This window comes from Mycobacterium sp. SVM_VP21 (assembly GCA_024758765.1).
GTDB lineage: Bacteria > Actinomycetota > Actinomycetes > Mycobacteriales > Mycobacteriaceae > Mycobacterium > Mycobacterium heraklionense_C.
Genome location: CP101406.1, coordinates 1,331,400 through 1,354,954, shown reverse-complemented (window position 1 = coordinate 1,354,954; position 23,555 = coordinate 1,331,400). Strand labels below are relative to the sequence as shown.

The following is a 23,555-nucleotide window of genomic DNA, read 5'->3' as shown; positions in this document are numbered from 1 at the left end:
AGCATGCAACATTGCCGTGGCGCGGGGAGGGTGGGGCGGTGAACGGCGAGGCGGGTGAGTTGGCGACCGAGCGGTTGTCCGTCGACGGTCCCAGCCGCACCCGGGTCGCGCTGCTCGGGTCCGGTGATCTCAGCCGCGAGCTGGTGACGGCGCTGCAGCGCCTCGGCGCCGAGGTGATCGCCGTCGATCGCTACGCCGACGCCGCGTTGCACGGCATCGTTGATCGTTCGGTGGTGGTCGACCTCAGCGACAACGATGAATTGGCGGCGGCTATCCGGTGGTTGCAGCCGAAATTCGTGGTGGTTGCCTCCGAGGTGGTGGCAACCGACGCGTTGACCGCCACCGCCGACACCGGCTTCACCCAATTGGTGCCCGGCATCCGAGGGGCCCGGTTGGCCGCAGACCCCGAGGGCATGCGGCGACTGGCTTCCGAGGAGCTGGGGCTGCCCACCGCACCGTTCTGGTTCGCCGGCTCGGTCGAGGAACTGCGCGAGGTGGCCCACCGGGCCGGTTACCCGATGTTGGTCAAACCGGTGGGCGGTTCGCTCGGCGAGGGCCGTTCGGTGATGGTCCGCGACAGCGACATCGAGCCCGCCTGGCAGCGCGCAGTGGCGGCCAGCGGGTCGGAGACGCCGCCGCGGGTGCTGGCCGAGACCGTGGTGGAGGTCGACAGCGAGGTCACCCTGCTAGCCGTCCATCGTGATGGCCCGGACGGGCCGGCGTTGGACTTCTGCGCACCCATCGGCCACCGCAGCGTCGAGGAGCCGAATGGGCAACTGACGGTGGAGTTCTGGCAACCGCACCCGATGAGCGCGGTGGCGCTGGATGCGGCCAAGTCGATCGCCGCGCGGGTCGCCCGCGCACTCGGTGGACGCGGCCTGTTCGGGGTGGAGCTACTGGTATACCGCGATGAGGTGTATTTCGCCGGGGTCAATGTGCGCCCGTATGACGCCAACCTGCTGACGTTGCGCACCCAGCGGCTCTCGGGGTTCGAGCTGCAGGCGCGCGGGATACTCGGGCTGGCGACCGACGCCATCTTGGTCTCGCCCGGAGCCGCTCGGCTGATCTATTCGCGCCGTCGCGTCGGCCCCGCGATCGAGAGCACGCCGGACAGCGTGGCGGTGGTCGCCGATGCACTCAGCGTGACTGAAAGTGATGTGGTGGTGTTCTCCCACCACGAGGGGCATCCGCGTCGGCGGCTTGGGTTGGCGCTGGCCACCGGGCCAGACGTCGCGGGCGCCCGCGACCGTGCGGCGCAGGTGGCGGCCGTTCTGGGCAAGCTCTGGCCGTGACCCACCGTGGCGTGAATCTGGTTCAGATGCGAGACTTCCGCAGGTGAGCTACGCAGGAGATATCACACCCGAGCAGGCCTGGGCGATACTGCGAGATGACTCGGCGGCGACGCTCATCGACGTGCGCACCGATGCGGAATGGCGCTTCGTCGGACTGCCCGACGTCTCCGGGTTGGGCCGCGAACTGGTCTGCATCGAGTGGGTTCACTCCGACGGAACTCCCAACCGCGACTTCTCCCGTGAACTGGCGGCGCGCGTCGCCGGCGGGCCGGCGATATTCCTGTGCCGCTCCGGCAACCGCTCCATTCCGGCCGCCGAAGCCGGTACCGCGCTCGGGCTGACCCCGTCCTACAACGTGCTGGACGGATTCGAGGGCCAGCTTGATGAGCATGCGCACCGGGGCGGCACCGGTTGGCGGGCCGTCGGCCTGCCCTGGACGCAGTCATGAGTGAGCCGGAACCGACTCACTCGGTCCGCATTCCGAAGCCGCTGCCGGACGGTGTCAGTGCGGCCACCATCGGGGTGCGCGGCGGCCTGCTGCGCACCCAGTTCGAGGAGACCGCCGAGGCACTGTTTCTGACCTCCGGGTACGTCTACGACTCGGCGGCCGCCGCGGAGCAGGCGTTTACCGGCGAGGTGGACCGGTTCGTCTACTCGCGCTACGGCAACCCGACGGTGTCGATGTTCGAGGAACGCCTGCGCCTGATCGAAGGAGCTCCGGCGGCGTTCGCCACGGCCAGCGGCATGGCGGCGGTGTTCGTGGCACTCGGCGCCTTGTTGAAGGCCGGCGATCGTCTGGTGGCCGCGCGCAGTTTGTTCGGATCCTGCTTCGTGGTCTGCAACGAGATCCTGCCCCGCTGGGGCGTGGAGACCGTCTTCGTCGACGGCGAGGACCTGGCGCAGTGGGAGCAGGCCCTGTCGGTACCCACCACCGCGGTGTTCTTCGAGACGCCGTCCAACCCGATGCAGTCGCTGGTCGACATCGCCGCGGTCACCGAGCTGGCGCATGCCGCCGGAGCGAAAGTGGTGCTGGACAACGTGTTCGCCACTCCGCTGCTGCAGCAGGGTTTTCCGCTTGGGGTGGATGTGGTGGTGTATTCCGGCACCAAGCACCTCGACGGGCAGGGGCGGGTCCTGGGCGGGGCGATCCTGGGCGACCAGGAGTACATCGACGGCCCGGTGCAAACCCTGATGCGGCACACCGGACCTGCGCTGAGCGCCTTCAACGCATGGGTTTTGTTGAAAGGCCTTGAAACGCTGGCAATTCGGGTTGACTACGCAAATTCCGCGGCGCTCAAGATCGCGGAGTTCCTGGAGCAGCATCCGGCGGTGAGCTGGGTGCGCTACCCTTTCTTGGCGTCGCACCCGCAACATGACTTGGCGCGCAAACAGATGTCCGGCGGCGGCACTGTCATCACCTTCGAGCTCGATGGCCCCCAAAGTGGCGCCAAGCAGCGGGCATTCGAGCTGCTGGACAAACTGAAACTGATCGACATCTCCAACAACCTCGGGGACGCGAAATCGTTGATCACCCATCCGGCCACCACCACCCACCGCGCGATGGGGCCCGACGGTCGCGCCGCGATCGGACTCGGCGACGGGGTGGTGCGGATCTCGGTCGGGCTCGAAGGCACCGACGACCTGATCGCCGACCTGGATCAGGCGCTGGGATAAGCGGCAGAACTGAGCTGACCCAGCACCCGTAGGAATATGGATCGGTCCGTGCTCGACAGCTGGCCGAGCCAGCGTTCTTCGCCGAGCTGAATGCCTTTCTGCACAGCATTTTTCAGTGACCGACCCGACTCGGTAATAGTCAGCAGGCGGACGCGACGGTCCTCGGGATCGGGAGTCCGCTCGATGTAGCCGGCGCTCTGCAGCTCATCGAGGGTGCCGATGATGCGTGTCTTGTCCGCGCCGATCGATTCGGCGAGTGCGGCCTGGGTCCGGACCGGTGCACCGTCAAGTGCGTTGAGCACGACGTAGCCCCACATCGACACGTTGTGCGCATCGAGGACGGGTTGCTCGGCGGCCACGGTCTGCCGAGCCAGGTGGGTGAGCATCGCCGCGAGGTCGGGACGGGTGGTCTTCCGCGGCATGGTTGTGATGATAAAGGTTGACAGATCATATGCGTATATAGACGATAAGCGAATGCATACTAATTCGGATCTGCGACCCATCCACCGTCTTGCCGTGCTCACCTCCGTCGAGGTTGTGTCGTCCGTGACGGTCGATGACCTGTCCAGGCCGACGCCCTGCGCCGGCTGGCACCTCCTTGATCTGCTCGCGCATATGACGGTGCAGCATCGCGGATTCGCCGCCGCTGCCCGCGGCAGTGGTGCCGATCTGGCGATTTGGCGGCCCGAAACGGTCGCCGATGCTGTCGCGGCAGATCCCGTGGCCACCTACGCTGCCGCGGCCGTCGACGTCATCGATGCGTTTGCCGGCGTGGATGCGCTGGAACGGGCCGTCGCGCTACCGGAGCTGGGGGCCGGGGTGACGTTCCCCGCTGCTCTGGCGATCGGCTTTCACCTGGTGGACTACGCCGTGCACGGCTGGGACGTCGCACGCACGCTGGGCAAGTCGATCGACCCGCCCGCGCAGGTGGTGGCCGCCGCCTTGCCGCTGGCTTTCGCGGTTCCCGGCGGCAAGTTTCGAACCGACCCGAAATCGCCCTTCGGCCCGGCGATCCCGCCATCCGACCAGGCGGGCGACCTCGACCGCCTGCTGGCTCATCTGGGGCGCGATCCGCATTGGCGGACTTCCGCCTAGGCGTCGTTGGGCAGCTCCAGGCCTCAGGGCGGGGGAGGTGCCGGCTGGTCGGCCGGCGCAGGCGGTGGTGCCGGCTGGTCGGGCGTTGCCGGCTGGCCGGGTGGTGGTGGCGCGTCGGGCGGGATCGCCCCTTCGCAGCCACCCGGTGGTGGCGGCGCGGGAAAGACGTTGTTGCCGCTGTCGCCCACGCAGTCGTAGTTCCACGTGGGCCCCACCCAGCCGTTGCCACCCATCCACTGATGCCAGTACGACCCGTCCGGGTATTTCTCCCCGTCGCACACCCGCAGACGGCCGAATCCCCATTGCCCACCGGGACACCAATTCTGGGTCAAGTCAGGCTTGTGCGGGTCCGACCGGTCGGCGTGCGTGACGGGGGCCGTTGACAGGGCCACGGCTATACCGACAACTGCAGCGCCCACGCGGGCGGATGTCGCCTTCATAGTGGCGCCGCTCCTTCGCCCTAAATTACCTCGTAAGACGATATTACTGAGCGGCGCTGCGGGCGGGCTGTGAGTTATCTGCGGGCGGTCTGGTTGCCGCTCAGTCGTTTTCGACGACGCCGGTGGCGTGCTGTGCGCGGTCCTCGTAGGCCTTGCGTGCCGCGGTGTCCAACTGCAGGAACACCGTGTCGTTGCTGGTCTTCTTATTCATCCAGCGGCGAGACCGATCGGGCAGCAGGGTCGCCAGGATCGCGGTGCGGCGCCCGAAACCGGGCACCGACACCAAGGTTTTGGGTTTGTCGAGCACCTTGACCACCGCGGCGGCGACGTCTTCGGGCTCCACCGGCTTCTGCGCCGCCGAAGGCTTTGTGCCCGAGATCAATTCGGTGTTGGTGAAGGTCGGGAGCACGCCGGAGATCGTGACGCCCTGCGGGGCGAACTCGTCAGCCAGGGCGGTGGTGAGGCCGACGACGGCGAATTTGGTCCCGGCGTAGAGCACTTGGCCCGGCACCGCAACGATCCCGGCCATCGAGGCGATGTTGATGACGTGGCCGCTGCGGCGCTTCACCATTTCGGGCAGTACCAGCTGGCAGCCGTTGAGCACGCCGTAGAAGTTGACCTCGGTAGCCGAGCGAATGGTCTCCGGTGTCATGTCGAGAAACGGCCCGACCGGCATGACGCCGGCATTGTTGATCAGCACGTCGATGTGGCCGGCATCGTCGGCACGGGCCTTGTCCAGGAACGCCGAGAACGATTCGCGGTCGGTGACGTCCAGTGGGTGGCCGCTGACCTGACCGCCCGAACTCAGTTGCTTCACCGCTTTATCGAGAATCGCGACGTCACGGTCGCCGATGACGACGCGAGCGCCACGCGCCAGCAGGGCGGTGGCAGTGGCCAGTCCGATGCCGCGGGCGGCGCCGGTGATGGCAATGGTCTTACCGCGAATGTTGTCCACGACGACGAACTTAACAGGTGTCAAATTCGGTGTCGACGGTACGGGAAGGCTGCGCTCAGGCCCAACGGGCCAGAAGCTCGCCGGCGTGCTTGCCCAGCGCGGCCTGCAACAGCGGTCCGAAGCTGATCCGGGCGATGCCGAGCGGCCCGAACGCGGCGGGGTCGTCCTGGTCGGGTGCGGCCAGCGCGTTGACCGGCTTCGGCAGCCCGACGGCGAGCAGCCGCAGGGTCTCCGTGTCGTGCCGGCCGACGGGATAGAGCACGTCCGCTCCGGCGTTCGCGCACTCCGTCAGTCGGGCGATGGCGCGGTCGATACGGTCGGCGTCGTCGCCGTCCTTGCGCAGGAACAGATCCGTGCGGGCGTTGATCACCAGATGTGTGCCCGCGGTGTCGGCAGCTGCCCGCAGCGCGGCCACGTACTCGGCGTGCTCGGACGACGACCGCAGCCGCTTGTTTTCGCTGTGCACCGAGTCCTCGATGTTGCACCCGACCACTGCGGCCTCCAGCAGACCTTCGACCAGGCGGGCGGGCGACTCCGCGTAGCCCGACTCGATGTCGAGGGATACCGGCACATCGACGGCGGCGGTGATCTGGCGCGCTCGGTCCAGGGCCTCGGCGAACGACATCCCCTCGCCGTCGGTCTTGCCCAGGGATTCGGCGACCGGCTTGCTGCCGATGGTCAGCGCGGCGAATCCGGCGCCGACCGCCAGCTTTGCCGACCACACGTCCCACACGGTTGGCAGGATCACCGGATTGCCCGGTTGGTGCAGCGCCAGGAATGCCGCCGCCCGTTGCCTAAGAACCTCGCGACTCGTCATTTTCACAACCCTGCCATGTGAGAATTCGCCAGGGAAGCCCGGGTTTGCTTTTCGCGGGCCGTCGACCAGGGTCAGCGGAAGGCGCCGAGACCGGTGAAGGCCTGGCCGAGCACCAGTTGATGCATTTCGGGGGTGCCCTCGTAGGTCAGCACCGACTCCAGGTTGACCATGTGCCGGATCACCGGGTATTCCAGCGATATCCCGTTGCCGCCCAAGATGGTTCGGGCGGTGCGACAGATCTCCAACGCGGTGCGGGTGTTGTTGAGCTTGCCGAAGCTGACCTGCTCGGGGCGCAGCCCGGCGCTGTCTTTGAGCCGGCCCAGGTGCAGGGAGAGCAACTGTCCCTTGTGTAGTTCGAGGGCCATGTCGACGAGTTTGGCCTGGGTGAGCTGGAAGCCGGCGATCGGCTTGCCGAACTGGGTGCGCGCCGTGGCGTAGTCGCGGGCCGCCTGCCAGGCTGAGCGGGCCGCACCCATTGCGCCCCAGATGATTCCGTAGCGCGCTTCGGACAGGCTGGCCAATGCGCCCTTGACGCCGTGGGCTTTGGGCAGCATGGCCTCGGCCGGCAGACGTACGTCGTCGAGAACCAGTTCACTGGTGATCGAGGCGCGCAGCGACAGCTTGTGGTGGATGGTGTTGGCGGTGAACCCCGGGGTGTCGGTGGGCACGATGAAACCGCGGACACCGTCGTCGGTGGCCGCCCACACCACCGCGACGTCGGCGATGGAGCCGTTGGTGATCCACATCTTGCGGCCATTGAGAACCCAATCGGATCCGTCACGCTTGGCCCGGGTGGACATGGCGGCCGGATCGGAGCCGACGTCGGGCTCGGTCAGCCCGAAGCAGCCGATCAGTTCACCGGCGGCCATGCCCGGCAGCCACTGCTGCTTCTGCTCTTCGGAACCGTTGTTGTAGATCGAGTACATGGCCAGCGAGCCCTGCACCGACACCAGGGAGCGCACGCCGGAGTCGGCGGCCTCCAACTCCACGCAGGCCAATCCGTAATGCACCGCCGATGCCCCGCTGCAGCCGTAACCGTGCAGGTGCATGCCCAGCAGCCCGAGTTTGCCGAACTCCCGGGCCAGTTCGCGGGCCGGCAGGTCGCCGATCTCGAACCACTCGGCGATGTGCGGCATCACGTGTTCGGTGCAGAACTTCGCGACGGTGTCGCGCAGCGCGATTTCGTCGTCGGAGAGCAGGGTGTCCAGGCTCAGCGGATCGATCGGGTTGAAAGCCGGGGTATCAGAGGCGGGGCCGGTTGCCATTCGTTCATCCTGCCACCCGGCGGGTGGCTTGGATCAGGTCAGCTTGCGGTGTCGGAAGTCGCGCTGGGCGTCCCGGGTGCTCCCGGGGTTCCGTCGGCGCTGCCGTTGCCGCCGGTCCCGCCGGCCTGGCCAGCCATGCCGTCTGCACCGCCGTTGGCGCCGTTGCCGCCTACGCCGCCGCTACCGTCTCCGTTGGGGCCGATCTGGCCGCCGGTGCCACCAGCGCCGCCCGCACCGCCGGCACCGCCGGGGCCGGTCTCGGCGCCGTTGCCGCCGGTCCCGCCGTTGCCACCGGCGCCACCGTCGCCGCCATTGGCCGCAGCGGTGCCGGTGCCCCCGTCGCCACCGTTGCCGCCGGCTCCGCCGGCGCCTCCGGGTTGGGTCGTCGCGTCGGTCGAGTCGCCAGCCGGGGTGGTGTAGCTGGTGCCGCTCGTGCCGGCGTTGCCGCCTTGGCCGCCGTTGCCACCGATGCCGCCATTCAGACCGTTGCCGCCGTTGCCGCCGTTGCCGCCTTGCACGGTGGTGCTGCCACCACCGGCGCCGCCGTTGCCGCCGGTGCTGCCGGCTCCGATGCCGGAACCACCGCTGCCCCCGGCGCCGCCGGCCACGCCGCCTATGACCGGCGCGGAGCCGCCTTGGGCACCGGTACCGCCGTTGCCGCCGGTCCCGCCGTCGACACCGGCACCGCCGGTGCCGCCCTGGCCGCCGGTGGATTGGATACCCGCGCCGCCGGCACCACCGTTGCCGCCCGTGCCGGCGTCCCCGGCGCCGCCACCGCCGCCACCGCCGCCGCCGCCCGAACCGACGTCCGGCCGGGCGCCGCCATTGACCATAGTTCCGATCGCGTCGAAAAGGCCGCCGAGGCCGGTGGCACCGGTGCCACCGGCACCGCCTTGGCCGGCGACACCGCCGCCGCTGGTGCCCCCGGACCCGCCGGCACCGCCAGTGCCGCCGCTGCCGCCAAGAAGCGAACCAGCTCCGCCGTTACCACCGCTGCCGCCGTACCCGGCTGACCCGCCGTTGCTGCCGTTTCCGCCAGAACCGCCAGTGCCGCCGTTACCACCGCTACCAAAGAATGGGTTGGTCGAGGCACCCTCGCCGCCGCTACCGCCGTTGCCGGCGACCGCGCCGCTAGCGCTGGCGTCGCCGCCGTTGCCGGCAGCTCCGCCATTGCCGGGCGTACCTGAGCCGCCCAGGATTCCGCCATTGCTGCCGCCACCACCGTTGCCGCCGTCACCGGCGTGGCCGCCGACACCGCTGGCGATCCCCCCAGCTCCACCGGTACCGCCGTCGGCGCCCGTGCCACCGAAAAGGCCGGTGGCCGAGGCGATCGGGAACGTCGGGTTTGCGGCCAGCCCGGCGAACTTGTCGAGGGTCTCCTGGGGAATGGCCACACCTAACGGATTGGGTGAACCGAAGAAGCTGGCCAACGAGCCGCCGCCGCCGCCATCACCGCCGGCTCCGCCGGTGCCACCGGCTCCGTTACTGGCACCGCCGGTTCCACCGTCACCGCCGGCTCCGGCCTGCCCGCCGCTGAGCAGGCTGCCAAGTCCGCCGAGTCCACCGTCGCCGCCGGCCCCGGCGACGCTGTTGACGCCGCCGGCCGCACCGCCGAAGCCGCCAGTACCACCGGTACCGCCCTTGCCACCGAACAGCACCGAGCCGAGTCCGCCGAGTCCGCCCTCGCCTCCTGTGCCTGCGGTGCTGCCATCGCCGGTCGCGGCGCCGCCGGCGCCACCGGCACCCGCCGCGCCGCCATTACCGCTGAAAACCATCCCGCCGACGCCGCCCATGCCGCCGTTGCCCCCGGCACCGGCGGAGCTGTCGGCACCGGTCGCGGCGCCGCCTATGCCGCCGATGCCGCCAGTGCCGCCTTGGCCGCCGAACAGGAGGCCGCCGCCCCCACCGTTGCCGCCGTTTCCGCCGGCCCCAGCGATGCCGCCGTCGGCGTCGGCGCCACCGCCGCTGCCGCCACGACCGCCCGCACCGCCGATACCACCGAAGTTGGAAGAGATGGCGCCCCCGTTGCCGCCGTTGCCGCCTGCCCCGCCCACGGCGGTGTCATCGCCCCCGGCGCCGCCGTTTCCGCCGACGCCACCGAAGGCGAACCACTTTCCGGCCGCGCCGCCGCCGTCGCCGCCATCGCCGCCGTTCGCGCCGGACAGGCCCGCGCCACCCTCGCCACCCGCACCGCCGATACCGATCAGGGTTCCGCTGGTGCCACCGTCGCCGCCGTCGGCTCCGGCGCCACCGAACCCGCCGGCGCCACCATTGCCGAACAGACCGGCCGCACCGCCGTTGCCGCCGGCCAGGCCGGCCACATTGGAGTCATAGCCCGCGCCGCCGTCGCCGAACAGCCAGCCACCGCCGCCGCCGGTCGGGTCGTCCTCGGTGCCGGCGAGACCGTTGCAGATCAGCCCGCACACGGAGCCGGAGGCGAACAGCGGGTTGACCAGGTCCCCGAACTGCTGCCCGAACGAGCTGGACATCCAGTCCTGCATGCCGGTGTGCACATCCAGGTAGATGCTCTGCGCAAAGTCATCCAGATTGAACGTCGAGAAGCTGAAGTCGGCCGCTCCCACACCGTCGAACCAGGTCGACAGATCCCCGAGGCCCAGGGCGCTGGGGTCGAACACTGCGGTGCCGATATCGGCGCCCGGGTCGAACCAGCTGGTCGGGTCCATCCAGTAGCTCGGGTCGAGCAGATCTTCCAGGTCGGCGCTGGCGGTCGGCGCGAATCCCAGCGGGCTCAGTCCGAGTGCCAGCGCGGCGCCCGCTGCCAGAGTGCGGTGACGGCGTTGGGATGCAATGGATTTGCGCTGGCGCGACATCAGGTACCTCTCGGTGGAGCGGTCGCGGCCATAACGCCGAACCAGATTCAGGGGTCTCAGACCCGGAATTTACCGTAACTTAATGAAGTCTGCAGTTCACTGGAAGTTCACTGCGTATCGCCTGTGCCAAACCTGCTAGGTCACTGTCCATCTGGTCGATCTGAAAACACCTCGCGGAGCTGGTACTTCACCACTTTCCCGGACTGGGTGCGGGGCAAGGCGTCGACGAACTCCAGCCGGATCGGCAGCTTGAATGCCGCCAGCTTGTCCCTGGCGTGGTCACGCAGCTCATCGAGCTCTAACGTCGCGCCCGGCCGCAGCACCACCACGGCCGTCACGGCCTCGCCCCACTTCTCGTGCGGGGTGCCCAGCACCGCCACTTCGGCGACGGCCGGGTGTCCGTAGAGCACGTCTTCAACCTCGGCGGGATAGACGTTCTCGCCGCCGGAGATCACCATGTCCTTCACCCGGTCGAGCACCCACACGTAGCCCTCGTCGTCGGCCTGGCCGATATCGCCGGTGTGAAACCACCCCTCGGCGTCGATCACCGCCGCGGTAGCCTCGGGGTTGCGCCAGTAGCCGGCCATCACCTGCGGTCCTCGCACGCAGATCTCCCCGCGCGTGCCGGCAGGCACCGGCTGGTTCTCGAGATCGACAAGCCGCACATCCGACAGTGGCAGTACCTGGTTGCCCGCGGCGCCGATCTTCACGCCCACCTCATCGGTGCGCAGCACCAAGGCCAGCGGGGCGGTCTCGGTGAGGCCGTATCCCTGCGCGAAGGGGATGCCGCGCTCGGCATAGCGATGGATCAGGGGCTCGGGCACCGGTGCACCACCGCAGACGAAGCTGCGCACGCTGGACAGGTCGGTGTCGGCGAACTCCGGTCGCTGGCTCATGAACAAGAACATGGCCGGCACCCCGAACATGGTGGTGATCCGCTCTTCGGCGATGAGCCGCAGCGCTTCGGCGGGATCGAAGGTGGGCATCAGCACGATCCGGCCGCCCTTCTGCAAGGTCAGCAGAGTGGTGACGTTGAGCCCGCCGATGTGAAACAGCGGTGCGCAGACCAATGACACGTCGTTCTGGCTGGTGTCGAACGTCAGCAGGGCATTGATGTTGTTCCAGAACAGGTTTGCGTGGGTGAGCATGGCCCCCTTGGGATGCCCGGTGGTGCCGGAGGTGTACATGATCACCGCGATGTCATCGGGCTCGGCGAATACCGGGTCGGTCAGTGGTGCCCGCCCGGCCAGCAGCTCGTCGAGCACCTCCCAGCCCGGGACCGGCGCCAGCGCAATCACCCGGCGCAGCCCGGCCTGCACCCGCACTGGATCGATCACCGTCGCGCGCTCGGCGTCGGCCACCAGAGTGTGTACTTGCGCATTGCCCAGGATGTAGCCGAGCTCGTCGGCGGTCAGTCGCCAGTTCAGCGGCACGAAAGAGGCGCCGATCCGTGCGGCGGCGAACAGTGTGACCAGAAAGTCCGGGTGATTGAGGCCTGCGTAGCCGACCCGATCCCCGCGCTGCATACCCCCTTCGGCCAGTTCGGCCGCCAGCCGGTCGATCCGAGTCGCGAAATCTCGATAGGTCCAAGCGATCTCGCCGTAGGTGATGGCGGGGAGGTTCGGCGTAGCTGCAGCCCGCCGGGAGATCCAGGAGCCGAGATCGATGGGGAGTGTGTTCACCCGAAGAACGCTAACCCCGGGGGTGTCGACGCACGGGTGGTTCGGCGCAGGGTCGCCCTGAGCGCCGTCGCCTGCTTTATCGATCGCGATGATTTTTTTGTCCGGAAGGTGACCGAACTTCAATAAAAGATAGGAGTCGCGGACGCATTTATGTGGAAAGCCAAATTATTCGCCGTGCGTTCGGTCCAGACCTTTGTGACGCCGGTCTCAATTATGGACTTTACCAGGGAAAATGCTGGGTTCTTCGATGCGGTGATTGGAGCGGTGACGGAAAGTGAACGGTTTTTGAACATTGCTATTCGGAGGGCTTCGGGGTCGCTTAATTCAGCGAGAAACGACTACGTTCGTCTTCGCCCGAGCGGAGCATCGCCGGGTTAGGTTTTCGAGGAAGGTCTGGGTGGATGAGCGGTCCCCGAAGCGGCGCTTTGAGCCGAGTGCAGTGGACGGCTGTCCGCATGACGGCCACGATTGTGTCCGCGGGATTCTGCTTGCTGGTGGCGCCGGCGGCGCACGCCGACCTCGACGACTTGCTCGACACGCTGATCGGTGCGGTGAGCGCCGGGCCCGACCCAGTCGATGTTGCCGACATTCCCGCGGGCTCACTGGATCTGGACGCCTCCGGCGTTCTTCAGGACCCGCTGGCACAGCTCGATCAGGTGTTGCACGACGCGCCAGGTCAATTCAGTCCAGAGCCGGCGACCGCGGGCACGCCCGCCGAAACCAATCCGGGCACTCCCGCCGACACCGACTCGGGCGCCCCCGGCGGCACCACCCCGACTCCCACGGACGGCGAGCATCACACCGGGAACTCCGAAAACTCCAACAATTCCAACAGTTTCCCGAAGCTCAGCATGCCCAGCGGCGGCAATGGTGGCGGTGGCTCCGGCGGTAGCGGTAACGGCGCCGGTTCCCCAGGCGGCAATGGCAACAAGGTCAAGTCGAACACCATCGCCGCCAAGCCCGGCGCCGATCTGCCGAGAGAGGGTGACGGCGCCAACTAGCGCTTCGGCGGCAACGCTGCGCCGATCGATGGCAGGCTGAACCGGTGCCCGGTTCGATCTGCGACATACTGCCGTCTGCCGCCGCGTTGCTAGGAGTTCCGGACGCGATCGACACGCTCGGTCTACGCGAGCGCGTCGGTGACGTGCAGCGGCTGGCGGTGATGTTGGTCGACGGGCTGGGCTATCACCTATTGCCGCAACTGACCCAGGACGCACCCCTGCTGGCTTCGGTGCTGGCCGGCACCACCGGTCACCTGAGCGAACTGTCTTGTACGTTCCCCTCCACCACGCCAACCAGCTTGGTCTCGTTGGGCACCGGCGTGCCGCCGGGCGAGCATGGAGTGCTGGGTTTCACTGTCAACGTTCCCGGAACCGAGCGGGTGCTCACGCACATCTTCTGGGGTGACGAGCCGCCGCCAGCGGTCTGGCAGTCGGTGCCCACCTGGTTCGAGCGGCTGCACGACGCCGGCGTGGCTGCCCGTGCCGTGTTGCCGGAGATGTTTGTCGGCAGCGGGCTGACCGAGTCCGCCTACCGAGGCGCGGAGTTTTGCCCGGTGGCCAAGGGGGAGCCCTACGCCCAGCGGGTCGTCGCGGAGCTGGCGTCGCGGGGGCTGGTCTACGGCTACACCGCAGCACTCGACCACGCCGCGCATGTGTCGGGGATCGGCTCAGCGCACTGGCACGCCGCCGCCGCCAAGGTCGATGCGCTGCTGCGTCATCTCCTCGAGGAACTGCCCCGCGATACGGCGCTGCTGGTCACCGCGGACCACGGCGGGCTGAATGTGCCCGAGGAGTCCCGTATCGACCTCGACGCGGATCCGGCGCTGCGCGCCGGAATCCGGGTGGTCGCCGGTGAGCCGCGGGTGCGCTACCTGCACACCGAGGCCGGCGCGACGGCCGATGTGTTGGCGGCCTGGACGGAACGCCTGGCCGGGCGGGCCGTGGTGCAGACCCGCGAGCAGGCCGTTGCCTCCGGGGTATTCGGACCCGTGCGGGACGGGCATCTGGCACGCATCGGCGACATCGTCGTGATCTGTACCGGCGACACCGCGATTTTGGCGACCGAACACGAGCCGCCGCAGACGGCGCAATTGGTCGGCTTCCACGGCGGGCTGACCCCGGCCGAGATGGCGATTCCGCTGCTCACCTTTTCTCGCTGACTCTGCGGTGAGGGCGTTGGCTACTCGCACTTTTGCGCCCTGGACGCAGGGTCAGTCTTCTGTGGGGCTGAACTCCCAAGCCGATTGTGTATTAGTCACGGATTGATTACGGTGTGGCGATCTGAGTTTCAGATAAGAATTTGTAGTCTGAAAGTTGAATCTAGGGACAGGGATAGCTGTGATGGTCGGGAACAAATCGAAGAGGCGTGGTGCCGCCGCAGCAGGTACAGCAGCGTCAATCAGTGCCTTCTTGACGTTCGGGGTCGCCCCGATCGCGGCAGCGCCGACGGTGCACGCGGATGTGCCGACCTTGGATTGGCTGGTCGAAGTGGTTGACCCGGCGACGGTGGCCGGGGTGGCAGATGCCTCGACGGTCATCGACGGGGCGTCCTGGCTATCCCCTCTTGATCTCAATTGGCTGGCCCCGTCGTTCTGGGATCACCTGCTGAGTACCAGCACCGCATCATGGTGGGCTCTGCCGGGCGCCGGCGATGCGTTGCCGGCGACGGATTGGGTGGACGTTCTCAACCAGTGGATCTATCAGCCTTGGTATGACTCCGTGCAGGATTGGTTCCGTAGCGACCTGGGACAGGCCCTCAGCGGATTCCTCAACCAAGTCAGCGGGCAATACCTGATCGGTGACGGGGCTAACGGCACCATCGATAACCCCGACGGCGGTAATGGAGGATTGTGGTTCGGTGACGGCGGCGACGGCTATGGCGCCAGCGGTAACGGGGGGAATGCGGGCTGGTTCTTCGGTAACGGAGGCGATGCCGGGAGCGCTACCGACACGGCTGAGGCGGGCGACGGGACCGGGGAGCATCTGATGTTGGCCGCGGCCCGGGTGACCCCGATTGACGGGACACCGGGACGTGGTGGTGACGGCGCCTTCCTGTTCGGCAATGGTGGCAACGGCACCAATGGGGGCGATGGCCAATTCGGCGGTAACGGGGGCGCCGGCGGTGCCGGCGGTGCTGGGGGCTGGATCTGGGGCGCGGGCGGCGACGGAGGCCGGGGCGGAAACGGATCAGCGGCCGGGGACGGTTGGGGCGCCGGCCAGGGCGGGGCCGGGGGCACCGGCGGGACGGGCGGCTTCCTGTTCAGCAACGGCGGCCGCGGCGGCGCCGGAGGCTCCGGCGGCAACGGTATGACGGGGGAGGCTGGCACCGCGGGCAGCGCGGGAGGGTCGGGGTCAGACGCCGGTGCCGGTGGTGTCGGGGGTGTTGGCGGTCGCGGTGGCGCCCTCTTCGGTTCAGGTGGCTCGGGTGGCGCGGGTGGCGTTGGCGGCGTCGGCGGTGCTGGCGGCGCCGGCTACACCGCAGCTGCAACCGCATACGGCGTCGACGGAGGAGACGGCGGCAACGGCGGGCATGGGGGTGCCGGTGGTGCCGGCGGTGGGGCCGGACAAGGCGGCCTATTTGGCGGAGCCGGCAGCAACGGCGCCGGCGGGCAGGGCGGGGCAGGGGGCAACGCCGGCGCCGCCGGTAATGGCACGGCCGGTCGTGCTGGCGATGCCAGCCATCTCGATGGCGGCGATGGTGGCGACGGCGGCAACGCCGGCCAAGCCGGTCAGGGCGGCCTAGGCGCCGGTGGCGGCGCCAACGGCGCCACCGGACTCGCGGCTACCAGCGGTGGCAATGGCGGAGCTGGCGGAGCTGGTGCAGCAGCAACCATGGCCGGGCAATCCGGCGGTGCCGGCGGTCGCGGAGGGGACGCCGGTGCGATTGGCAATGGCGGGCGCGGCGGTGACGGCGGTGCTGGATTCACCGGCAAAGCGGGCAGCGTCGGCGCGGCCACCGGATCGTCAGGCAGCAACGGCGGTGCTGGCGGGGCGGGCGGCGTGGGCGGCTCGGTCGCGGGTAATGGTGGTGCCGGTGGCAATGGCGGTGTTGGCGGTGCTGGCGGTAGTGGGGTCGACGGCGTCAATGGTGCTGTGGGCAGTTTCGCGGGTGCGGGTAATGGCGTTGGTGGTGATGGCACGGCCGGCGGTGGCGGTGGCAATGGTGGCAATGGTGGTGCCGGAGGTGTGGGAGGTACCGCGGCGCATGGCAGTGCCGGGGCGAATGGTGTTGGCGGGGTCGGTGGTGCTGGCGGCAATGCCGGGGTGGCCGGCAACGGCGGAAATGGCGCCGATGGCACCGCTGCGCATGTCAATGGTGGTGCCGGTGGGCGTGGTGGCGACAGTGCGGCAGCGGGGGCCGGTGGGCAAGGCGGCTTGGGCGGTGATGGTTCCACCCGCGCTGCCGGCGGCAACGCCGGAACGGTCAGTGGCGGCAACGGCGGCAACGGCGGCAAGGGATACACCCCCACGGTTGCCGGTGCTACTGGTGGTGACGGCGGCAATGGTGGAGCCGCCGGGAGTCGAGGCAACGGCGGCGCTGGCGGTGACGGCGGCGCCGGTGCGGCCGGGACGGCGGGCAACTCATCGCAGGTCAACGGTGGTAGCGGTGCCGGTGGTGGACGCGGAGGTAGCGGCGGCGCAGGCGGTGCATTGGGCGGTAATGGTGGTGCCGGTGGCAATGGCGGTGTTGGCGGTGCTGGCGGTAGTGGGGTCGACGGCGTCAATGGTGCTGTGGGCAGCTTTGCCGGTGGGGGTAATGGCGTTGGTGGTGATGGCACGGCCGGCGGTGGCGGTGGCAATGGTGGCAATGGTGGTGCTGGCGGTGTGGGTGGCATCGCGGCGCATGGCAGTGCCGGGGCGAATGGTGTTGGTGGAGTCGGTGGTGCTGGCGGCAATGCCGGGGTGGCCGGTAACGGCGGAAATGGCGCCGATGGCACCGCTGCGCATGTCAATGGTGGTGCCGGTGGGCGTGGTGGCGACAGTGCGGCAGCGGGGGCCGGTGGGCAAGGTGGCTTGGGCGGTGATGGTTCCACCCGGGCTGCCGGCGGTAACGCCGGAACGGTCAGTGGCGGCAACGGCGGCAACGGCGGTAATGGCGGCAACGGGTTCACCCCCACCACCGCCGGGGCGGCCGGCGGTGACGGCGGTAACGGCGGTGCGGCGGGCAACCACGGCAATGGCGGCGCCGGCGGCGCGGGCGGTAATGGCGGCGCCGGGACGGCCGGCGGTGCCGGCACTTCGACCCAGATCAACGGCGAAGCCGGCACCGATGGTGGACGCGGTGGCAACGGCGGTAGCGGCGGCAAAGGCGGTGCCCTGAGCGGGAACGGCGGTGTCGGGGGTGCCGGTGGATCCGGCGGAACTGGCGGGGCCGGCGGAACCGGCTACAACAACAACGGCGGTAGCGGTGGAGTCGGCGGCACCGGCGGTAGAGGCGGCGACGCCGGAAGCGGAGGAACCGGTGGTGCTGCGGTAGCAGCCACGGCCACGGGCGGCATCGGAGGAGCAGCCGGCAACGGTGGTGTCGGCGGAACTGGTGGCACGGGCGGGCAGAACCCGCTGGGTGATTCGGGCGGCAACTCGGTTAACGGGGTGCTCGAGCGCGCCTTCGGAAACGTCGGTGGTAATGGTGGCACCGGCGGCACCGCCGGCCACATCGGCGCCGGCGGCCTCAATGGTGACGGCAGCCATGCGGCCAGCGGAGCACGCGGTGTGGGCGGTGATGGCGGCGTGGGCGGTGCGGGTGCCGCGGGCCTGAACGGCGCCGGAGGTATCGGCGGCACCGGTGGAACAGGTGGCATGGGTAATGATGGCGGGAGTGCCGGCGCGGGCGGCCGCGGCGGTAACGGCGGCACGGGTTCTGCGATCGGCATGAATGTGACCGGTGGGGTCGGCGGTGCTGGCGGCGCAGGCGGTGCTGGTGGCCAGAACGGACCAGGCTACGGCGGCGGCGGTGGTGGCGGCGGCGGTGCCGCGGAATCCGACTGGGGCAAGGCGACCGGAGGTGCCGGGGGTAATGGCGGCGCCGGGTCGGGGACTGCCGCTGGCGGCCATGGCGGGGTGGGCGGACGCGCATCCCTAGCCGCGGCCGACGGCACTGCCACTGGCGGTGCCGGGGGCCGCGGGGGCGATGGGACAGCGTCGGGGACCGGCGGCGCGGGTGGCTCGGGAGCCGAGGCGAGAAGCAGCGGATCCGGGCGCGGAACCGTGATCGGTGGCGCCGGGGGCAATGCGATCGGTACCGGCAACGGCGGAGTGGGGGGTACTGCCTATCAAACCAACACCACCACCAGCAACGTTGGAACGATCGTCACCGGTGGCCGTGGCGGCGACGGAATCGACGGTGGAACTGGCGGTGCTGGCGGATATGTGTACATGACGTACACCAACAGCACCAACAGCACGTTCACCGGCGGCGACGGCGGCAGCGGTTCTGGCGGCAGCGTCGGCGGTGAGGGCGGCGATGTCTACTACAACGGCTCGAGCAGCAGATATGGCGAGGTCACCAACAGCACTTTCCTCGGTGGTGCGGGCGGTGATGGTGGTCGAATTGGTGTCAATGGCGGCGTAGGTGGTAACGGTGGACACGGCGGAAGCGTCAACCCGTTCACCGCTCCAGGTGGAACGAGTGTCGTCGTTGATCGCGCGAGCGCGACCGGTGGCGCGGGTGGCGATGGTGGTGCTGGCGGCAACGGAGCCAGAGGCGGCTGGGGCGGTGCTGGCGGTGGGGCCCCGGTCCTGCGAGGTTCAACGGGTGCCGTCGGGGTCGGCGGTGCGGGCGGGGCCGGTGGCGCTGGAGGCAACGGGGCGGTCGGCGGCAACGGCGGTGACGGCGGGTACGGTGTCGCCGCTGTTCGCCAGGCAGGGATCGGTGGTGCCGGCGGCGCTGGTGGTGCCGGTGGCGCGAGCGGACCCGCGGGCAATGGTCACGGTGGCGACGGTGGTGCCGGCGGCGATGGCGGTATGACCAATGTCGGTGGGACCGGTGGCAACGGCAGCGACGGCAACGCCGGCCAAGCCGATGGCACACCCGGTACTAATGGGTTCCGCGGCCCCAGCCGGCCATAGCTGACCCCACCTTCCGCGCCGGCCCGGCGCGTACCTGCCGAACCCCGCGTTGACTCTGCGTCCAGGGCGCAAAAGTGCGAGTAGCCCCCGCCCTGGACGCAGGGTCAACGCAGGACGGGATTACTCCTTGTCGCCGTACTCGTCGAACCAGTGCGCCAGCTTGCCGCGCCGGCTGACCGCCCGCAGTCGACGTTCGGCCGACAGGCGGGTCTTGCTGGTGGTGACGATCAGCAGCTCGTCGCCGACGGTGATCCGGGTGTCGGGTTGGGGGACGAAGGTGTCGCCCCTGCGGATGATCAGCGTGATCACGCTCGGGTCGGGCAGCCGCAGCTCGAGCACCGAGACGTTGTGCAGCTTCGACCCCGGCTGCACCGTCATCGTCAGCAGCTCGGCCTCCAACACGTCCAGCGGGGCCGCCTCGACCTGGATCTCGCGCGTCGTGTCGCGCGAGATCAGCCCCAGCCAGTGCGCAAACAGGCCCAGACTGGGGCCCTGGACCACCGTGTAGACCACCACCAGGATGAACACGATGTTGAGCAGGCGGTAGCTGTCCGGTACGCCCTCGACGATCGGGAATGTCGCCAGCACGATCGGAACCGCGCCACGCAGTCCCGCCCACGACAGGAAGATCTGTTCTCGCCAGGGCACCCGGAACCAGATCAGCGACGCCACCACCGACAACGGTCGGCTCAACAGCAGCAGCACCGCCCCGATGAGCAGTGCCGGGACCAGTTCTCCGGACAATTGGCTGGGGCTCACCAACAGTCCCAGCAAGACGAACAGCCCGATCTGCGCCAGCCAGCCCAGCCCCTCGGCGAACGAGCGGATGGCGGCGCGGTGCGGCAGTCCAGAGTTAGCCAGCACCACGCCCGACAGATACGCCGCGATGAACCCGCTGGCGTGCACCGAAGCGGCTGCGGCGAACGCCACCATCGCTAGCCCGAACGTCGCCAAGGGATACAGCCCGGAGGCCGGCAAGGCGGCGCGGCGCAGCATCATCGCACCGAGCAGCCCGGCGACCAGGCCGATCGCCGAGCCCGCTATCAACTCATAGAACACCCCGCCGATGGCGTGGACCGGGTCGATCACCAGCGGCGTCGTGCTCAGCATCAGCACCACGATCGCCGCCGGCGCGTCGTTGAAACCGGACTCGGCCTCCAACAGCCCGGCCACCCGCCGCGGCAGCGGCAGCACCCGCAGGATGGAGAACACCGCCGCGGCGTCGGTGGGCGAGACGATCGCCCCCAGCAGGAAGGCGAGTTGCCAACTGATGCCCAGCAGCAGGTGCGCGGCCACCGCGATCACCGCCATGCTGACCCCGACGCCCACGGTGGCCAGCACGGCCGCCGGCGCCAGCAATCGGCGGATGTTGGCGAACCGGGTCGTCAAACCACCTTCGACCAGGATTACCGCTAGCGCGGTGGTGCCCAGGTCGCTGGCCAGTTGCACATCGGAGAAATCCAGGCCCAGGCCGTCATTGCCGATCACCACCCCGACCAGTAGGAACAGCAACAGGCTGGGCAGCCCGACTCGATCCGCCGCGCGGGTGGCGATGATGCTGGCCAGTAGAACCAAGCCCCCGATCAACAGAGCCAGGTAGAGCTGTTCCAGGCTCATCTGATCCCCGTTCGGGCTGTTGGTGGCGGTCGGACCCGCCCATGTGATTCGCTCAATGTCAGCGGGTTCGTGTTATCTGTCAGTAAATCAGTAGCGCTGTCACGACCGTGTTACGCCCGGAGCGGCCGGGACGAGGGGAGCCATCATGCGCATCGGGATCGCCGGCGCCGGCGCGGTGGGGCGATCGGTCGCACGAGAACTGATCGGCGACGGTCACCGGGTGCTGCTGATCGAGCGCAACCCGGCGCACTACCAGCCCCGAAGCGTCCCGGAAGCCGAGTGGCTGTTGGCCGACGCCTGCGAGATCAGCGCACTGCAGGAATGCGGCATCGAGATCTGTGATGTGGTGATCGCCGCCACCGGTGACGACAAGGCCAACCTGGCCACCGCGCTGCTGGCCAAGGCGGAGTTCGGGGTGGCCCGGGTGGTGGCCCGGGTGAACAACGCCCGCAACGAGCCGTTGTTCACCGAAGAGTGGGGTATCGATGTGGCGGTCTCCACCCCGCGAGCGATGGTCGCCGCGGTGGAGGGTGCCATCGACGTCGGCCACCTGGTGCCGTTGATGGGCTTGCGACGCGGTCAGGCCAGTCTGACGAAACTGACCTTGCCCGAAGACAATCCGCTGATCGGTCAACAGGTCTGCGACATCGTGTTGCCCGAAGGCGCCGCGCTGGTCGCGGTGCAGCGCGGTGACCGGGTGATCCTGCCGCGGGCGACCGAGGCGCTGCAAGCCGGCGACGAGATGCTCTTCGCCGCGGCCAGCGGGATAGACGACGAGGTCCGAGCGGTGGTGCACGGCGCGCCCGTCGGCAGAAGGACGCATTGACGCCGTGCCGCCGCGGTGGGGACCCGTGAGTACGGCGTCGAACGAGCAGGATGACGCCGGGAGCTTGGCCAGCGGTGCCGGCGTCATGGCTACCGTGCTGGCGGCCGCACGGGCCGCGGCGGTGTCGCGCGAACTGATCAACGACCCGTTCGCGGCGCCCTTGGTACATAAGGTCGGCCTCGAGTTCTGCATTCGGGTGGCCGACGGAGACCTCGACATCAGCCGGCTCGGCAACGACGGGGGGTTTCCCCGGTTTGCGGAATTCTCCGCGGCGCGAACCCACTTCTTCGACGCGTTCTTCACCGATGCCGCCCGCGCGGGCATCCGCCAGGCGGTGATCCTGGGCTCGGGGCTGGACACTCGCGCCTACCGGTTGTGGTGGCCGCCGGAGACCATCGTCTACGAGGTCGACCATCCGCACGTCATGGACTTCAAGACCAGCACCATGCGGGCCTGGGACGCCATGCCGAGCGTCAATCGCCGCGCGGTCGGTGTCGACCTACGCGGCGACTGGCCGGCTGCCTTGCGCCGGGTGGGTTTTGACGTCGCCGAACCCACCGTGTGGGTCGTCGAGGGGCTGCTGGTCTGGTACGTCCCTTCGGACGCCCAGAATCGCCTGCTCGACGGTGTCACCGAACTCAGCGCGCCGGGCAGCCGGCTCGCCGCCGATCACGCGGTGCCGCCGAGCCGGCCGCAGGCCGTTCATCACGAATCACTCGTCGAGCGGTGGCGCCGGCGTGGCCTGAGCCTCACCGGTCCCGGACCGTTCTATTCCGGGGAGCACACCGACGTCGTGCGGCATCTCACCGAAAGTGGCTGGGCCACCACTCAATCTGGTATCGCTGACCTGTTCGCAGCGGCCCGGCTGCCCCGGCTGTCCGACCGTGAGCTCGATGGTGCTCCAGCGGCTATCCGCTACGTTGCGGCCACCCGGCGCTGACCGGTCGACGTTGTCCCGCCATGAATTCGGCGTAGGCAGAAGCTAACTCGGGCGGCAGGCGCGTGGTTTGGCGTTGCCGTTGCGTCTCGCCGACGGGCGCCAGAATTCCGCGCAGCTCGTAGTCCGCGCGGCTGGAGTGCCCGCCGTGCGTCCTGGGGCACAGCCATGGATGCTCGCGGCCATCGTTTCTGCACCTGCCGCACCTTTTGGCGGCGAATGCTCCACCGGTGTGGAGCGATTCGGTAAGGCCCGCGCTTAATCTGCGGGATCAGCGCTTATCCGATCGTGACCCTAATGTTTGCTCGCACGGGCGATTGCGGCCTCAGCGGCTTCTTTGATCGGTCCATGCCAGACATCGCCGTGACCGGGCGCCAAGACCTCGGTCTCCAGCAGCGCCAGCGCACTAAGGCTGCGGAGGCAGTCCTGCTGGCTGTAGCTGAACAGCTCAGGCAGTAGCTGCGGCCCGGTGTGCGACAACACCGGATGACCGGTGATCAACGCGTCCCCACTGGCCAAAACGCCATCGACCAGATACGAGCAGTGCCCGCGGGTGTGGCCGGGAGTGGGGATGGCGACCGGCTTACCGGGGAGCCCCGCGGCGATCTCGCCGGTCAGCGCTTGCGCGGACGGAATACCCTCCCGGTTCAGGCCGCCGCTGCGCACCACGTGCGCGCTCCACAGCGCCCAACTCGGCCGCCACAGCCGCGGAGCCAACGCCAGCGGCGAAACCTGCTCCAGATACTCGCGTTTGGCGTGGCCGACCTCGTCGGCGTGGCAGTACACCGGGGTGCCGTGCGTCTTGGCGAGCCAGATCGCCGCCCCGAAATGGTCGACGTGGGCGTGGGTGAGCAACACCGCTCGCACATCGGCCGGGCGATAGCCCAGGGCGCCCAGCGACGCCAACACGTCGGTGCGATCGCCGGGGTAGCCGGCATCGATCAACATGACTCCGCTGTCATCGGTGACCAGCAGCCAGTTGACGGCTTCGCCGCGGGCCAAGTACACCCGCTCGGTCACCGGAACGAGCTCCACGAGCTTCTCACCCATGCCC

General features: G+C 69.0%; 16 protein-coding genes and 4 pseudogenes. 10 read left to right on the top strand and 10 right to left on the bottom strand.

All coding sequences use genetic code 11. From position 1 onward, the window contains the following. Positions 1-38: 38 nt before the first annotated feature. From purT to NM962_06500, 3 genes are read left to right on the top strand one after another with little or no spacing between them, the layout of a single operon-like run. Positions 39-1,292, top strand: a complete 1,254-nt coding sequence (purT, locus tag NM962_06510; GenBank protein ID UVO13730.1) for a formate-dependent phosphoribosylglycinamide formyltransferase — start codon at positions 39-41, stop codon at positions 1,290-1,292. Positions 1,293-1,335: 43 nt separating this feature from the next. Further along, on the top strand, positions 1,336-1,740 hold the full coding sequence (locus NM962_06505) for a rhodanese-like domain-containing protein (protein UVO13729.1): 405 nt from the start codon (positions 1,336-1,338) through the stop codon (positions 1,738-1,740). After that, positions 1,737-2,966: an O-succinylhomoserine sulfhydrylase gene (locus NM962_06500; protein ID UVO13728.1), complete on the top strand. Its 1,230-nt coding sequence runs from the start codon at positions 1,737-1,739 to the stop codon at positions 2,964-2,966. Before NM962_06505 ends, NM962_06500 begins: the two co-directional genes overlap by 4 nt. Here the strand turns inward: NM962_06500 and NM962_06495 are convergent. Further along, positions 2,951-3,388: a MarR family transcriptional regulator gene (locus tag NM962_06495; protein UVO13727.1), complete on the bottom strand. Its 438-nt coding sequence runs from the start codon at positions 3,386-3,388 to the stop codon at positions 2,951-2,953. The genes NM962_06500 and NM962_06495 overlap by 16 nt on opposite strands. 52 nt (positions 3,389-3,440) lie before the next feature. On the opposite strand from NM962_06495, the gene NM962_06490 reads away from it, so the two are divergent. Beyond that, on the top strand, positions 3,441-4,061 hold the full coding sequence (locus NM962_06490; GenBank protein ID UVO13726.1) for a TIGR03086 family metal-binding protein: 621 nt from the start codon (positions 3,441-3,443) through the stop codon (positions 4,059-4,061). Positions 4,062-4,084: 23 nt separating this feature from the next. Here NM962_06490 and NM962_06485 read toward each other — a convergent pair whose 3' ends face one another. The 6 genes and pseudogenes from NM962_06485 to NM962_06460 all read right to left on the bottom strand — a co-directional run bounded on the left by NM962_06485 (position 4,085) and on the right by NM962_06460 (position 12,051). Further along, on the bottom strand, positions 4,085-4,501 hold the full coding sequence (locus tag NM962_06485) for a hypothetical protein (GenBank protein ID UVO13725.1): 417 nt from the start codon (positions 4,499-4,501) through the stop codon (positions 4,085-4,087). 100 nt (positions 4,502-4,601) lie between these two features. Beyond that, positions 4,602-5,456, bottom strand: coding sequence for an SDR family oxidoreductase (locus tag NM962_06480; GenBank protein ID UVO13724.1), 855 nt, complete (start codon positions 5,454-5,456; stop codon positions 4,602-4,604). Positions 5,457-5,511: 55 nt separating this feature from the next. Further along, positions 5,512-6,273 (bottom strand): isocitrate lyase/phosphoenolpyruvate mutase family protein, encoded by a 762-nt coding sequence (locus tag NM962_06475; protein UVO13723.1) that lies wholly within the window; start codon positions 6,271-6,273, stop codon positions 5,512-5,514. Positions 6,274-6,344: 71 nt separating this feature from the next. Then, positions 6,345-7,538 (bottom strand): acyl-CoA dehydrogenase family protein, encoded by a 1,194-nt coding sequence (locus tag NM962_06470; GenBank protein UVO13722.1) that lies wholly within the window; start codon positions 7,536-7,538, stop codon positions 6,345-6,347. Positions 7,539-9,259: 1,721 nt separating this feature from the next. Beyond that, positions 9,260-9,994, bottom strand: a pseudogene (locus NM962_06465) (hypothetical protein). A gap of 515 nt (positions 9,995-10,509) precedes the next feature. Next, complete coding sequence (locus NM962_06460) at positions 10,510-12,051, bottom strand: long-chain fatty acid--CoA ligase (protein UVO13721.1); 1,542 nt, start codon at positions 12,049-12,051, stop codon at positions 10,510-10,512. Between the two features lie 455 nt (positions 12,052-12,506). Between NM962_06460 and NM962_06455 the strand changes: the two genes are divergently transcribed. From NM962_06455 to NM962_06440, 4 genes and pseudogenes are all read left to right on the top strand, one after another. Beyond that, complete coding sequence (locus NM962_06455) at positions 12,507-13,052, top strand: hypothetical protein (protein UVO13720.1); 546 nt, start codon at positions 12,507-12,509, stop codon at positions 13,050-13,052. Positions 13,053-13,096: 44 nt separating this feature from the next. Continuing rightward, positions 13,097-14,212 carry an alkaline phosphatase family protein gene (locus NM962_06450; protein UVO13719.1) on the top strand — a complete coding sequence of 372 codons (1,116 nt, stop codon included), beginning with the start codon at positions 13,097-13,099 and terminating at the stop codon, positions 14,210-14,212. 1,126 nt (positions 14,213-15,338) lie between these two features. After that, positions 15,339-15,644: pseudogene (locus NM962_06445) on the top strand (hypothetical protein). Between the two features lie 168 nt (positions 15,645-15,812). Next, positions 15,813-16,151: pseudogene (locus NM962_06440) on the top strand (hypothetical protein). 2,426 nt (positions 16,152-18,577) lie between these two features. Here NM962_06440 and NM962_06435 read toward each other — a convergent pair. Both NM962_06435 and NM962_06430 read right to left on the bottom strand, forming a co-directional pair. Then, a pseudogene (locus NM962_06435) lies at positions 18,578-18,781 on the bottom strand (hypothetical protein). A 460-nt stretch (positions 18,782-19,241) separates the two neighbouring features. Then, positions 19,242-20,738, bottom strand: a complete 1,497-nt coding sequence (locus tag NM962_06430; protein ID UVO13718.1) for a potassium/proton antiporter — start codon at positions 20,736-20,738, stop codon at positions 19,242-19,244. A gap of 145 nt (positions 20,739-20,883) precedes the next feature. Between NM962_06430 and NM962_06425 the strand changes: the two genes are divergently transcribed. Together NM962_06425 and NM962_06420 are read left to right on the top strand one after the other, a co-directional pair. Continuing rightward, entirely contained in the window at positions 20,884-21,564 is a 681-nt protein-coding gene (locus tag NM962_06425; protein UVO13717.1) for a TrkA family potassium uptake protein, read from the top strand. A gap of 25 nt (positions 21,565-21,589) precedes the next feature. Next, the gene (locus tag NM962_06420; protein UVO13716.1) at positions 21,590-22,504 is read left to right on the top strand and encodes an SAM-dependent methyltransferase; all 915 of its coding nucleotides are present in this window, start codon (positions 21,590-21,592) and stop codon (positions 22,502-22,504) included. A 291-nt stretch (positions 22,505-22,795) separates the two neighbouring features. Here NM962_06420 and NM962_06415 read toward each other — a convergent pair whose 3' ends face one another. Then, the gene (locus NM962_06415) at positions 22,796-23,551 is read right to left on the bottom strand and encodes an MBL fold metallo-hydrolase (protein UVO13715.1); all 756 of its coding nucleotides are present in this window, start codon (positions 23,549-23,551) and stop codon (positions 22,796-22,798) included. Positions 23,552-23,555 lie beyond the last annotated feature (4 nt).

What these genes read in the sequence shown, in the direction of transcription:
- NM962_06500 (UVO13728.1), top strand. Translation starts at nt 1,737, where the DNA reads ATGAGTGAGCCGGAACCGACTCACTCGGTCCGCATTCCGAAGCCGCTG.
- NM962_06430 (UVO13718.1), bottom strand. Translation starts at nt 20,738, where the DNA reads ATGAGCCTGGAACAGCTCTACCTGGCTCTGTTGATCGGGGGCTTGGTT.
- NM962_06425 (UVO13717.1), top strand. Translation starts at nt 20,884, where the DNA reads ATGCGCATCGGGATCGCCGGCGCCGGCGCGGTGGGGCGATCGGTCGCA.
- NM962_06485 (UVO13725.1), bottom strand. Translation starts at nt 4,501, where the DNA reads ATGAAGGCGACATCCGCCCGCGTGGGCGCTGCAGTTGTCGGTATAGCC.
- NM962_06475 (UVO13723.1), bottom strand. Translation starts at nt 6,273, where the DNA reads ATGACGAGTCGCGAGGTTCTTAGGCAACGGGCGGCGGCATTCCTGGCG.
- NM962_06455 (UVO13720.1), top strand. Translation starts at nt 12,507, where the DNA reads ATGACGGCCACGATTGTGTCCGCGGGATTCTGCTTGCTGGTGGCGCCG.
- NM962_06470 (UVO13722.1), bottom strand. Translation starts at nt 7,538, where the DNA reads ATGGCAACCGGCCCCGCCTCTGATACCCCGGCTTTCAACCCGATCGAT.
- NM962_06415 (UVO13715.1), bottom strand. Translation starts at nt 23,551, where the DNA reads ATGGGTGAGAAGCTCGTGGAGCTCGTTCCGGTGACCGAGCGGGTGTAC.
- NM962_06495 (UVO13727.1), bottom strand. Translation starts at nt 3,388, where the DNA reads ATGCCGCGGAAGACCACCCGTCCCGACCTCGCGGCGATGCTCACCCAC.
- NM962_06490 (UVO13726.1), top strand. Translation starts at nt 3,441, where the DNA reads ATGCATACTAATTCGGATCTGCGACCCATCCACCGTCTTGCCGTGCTC.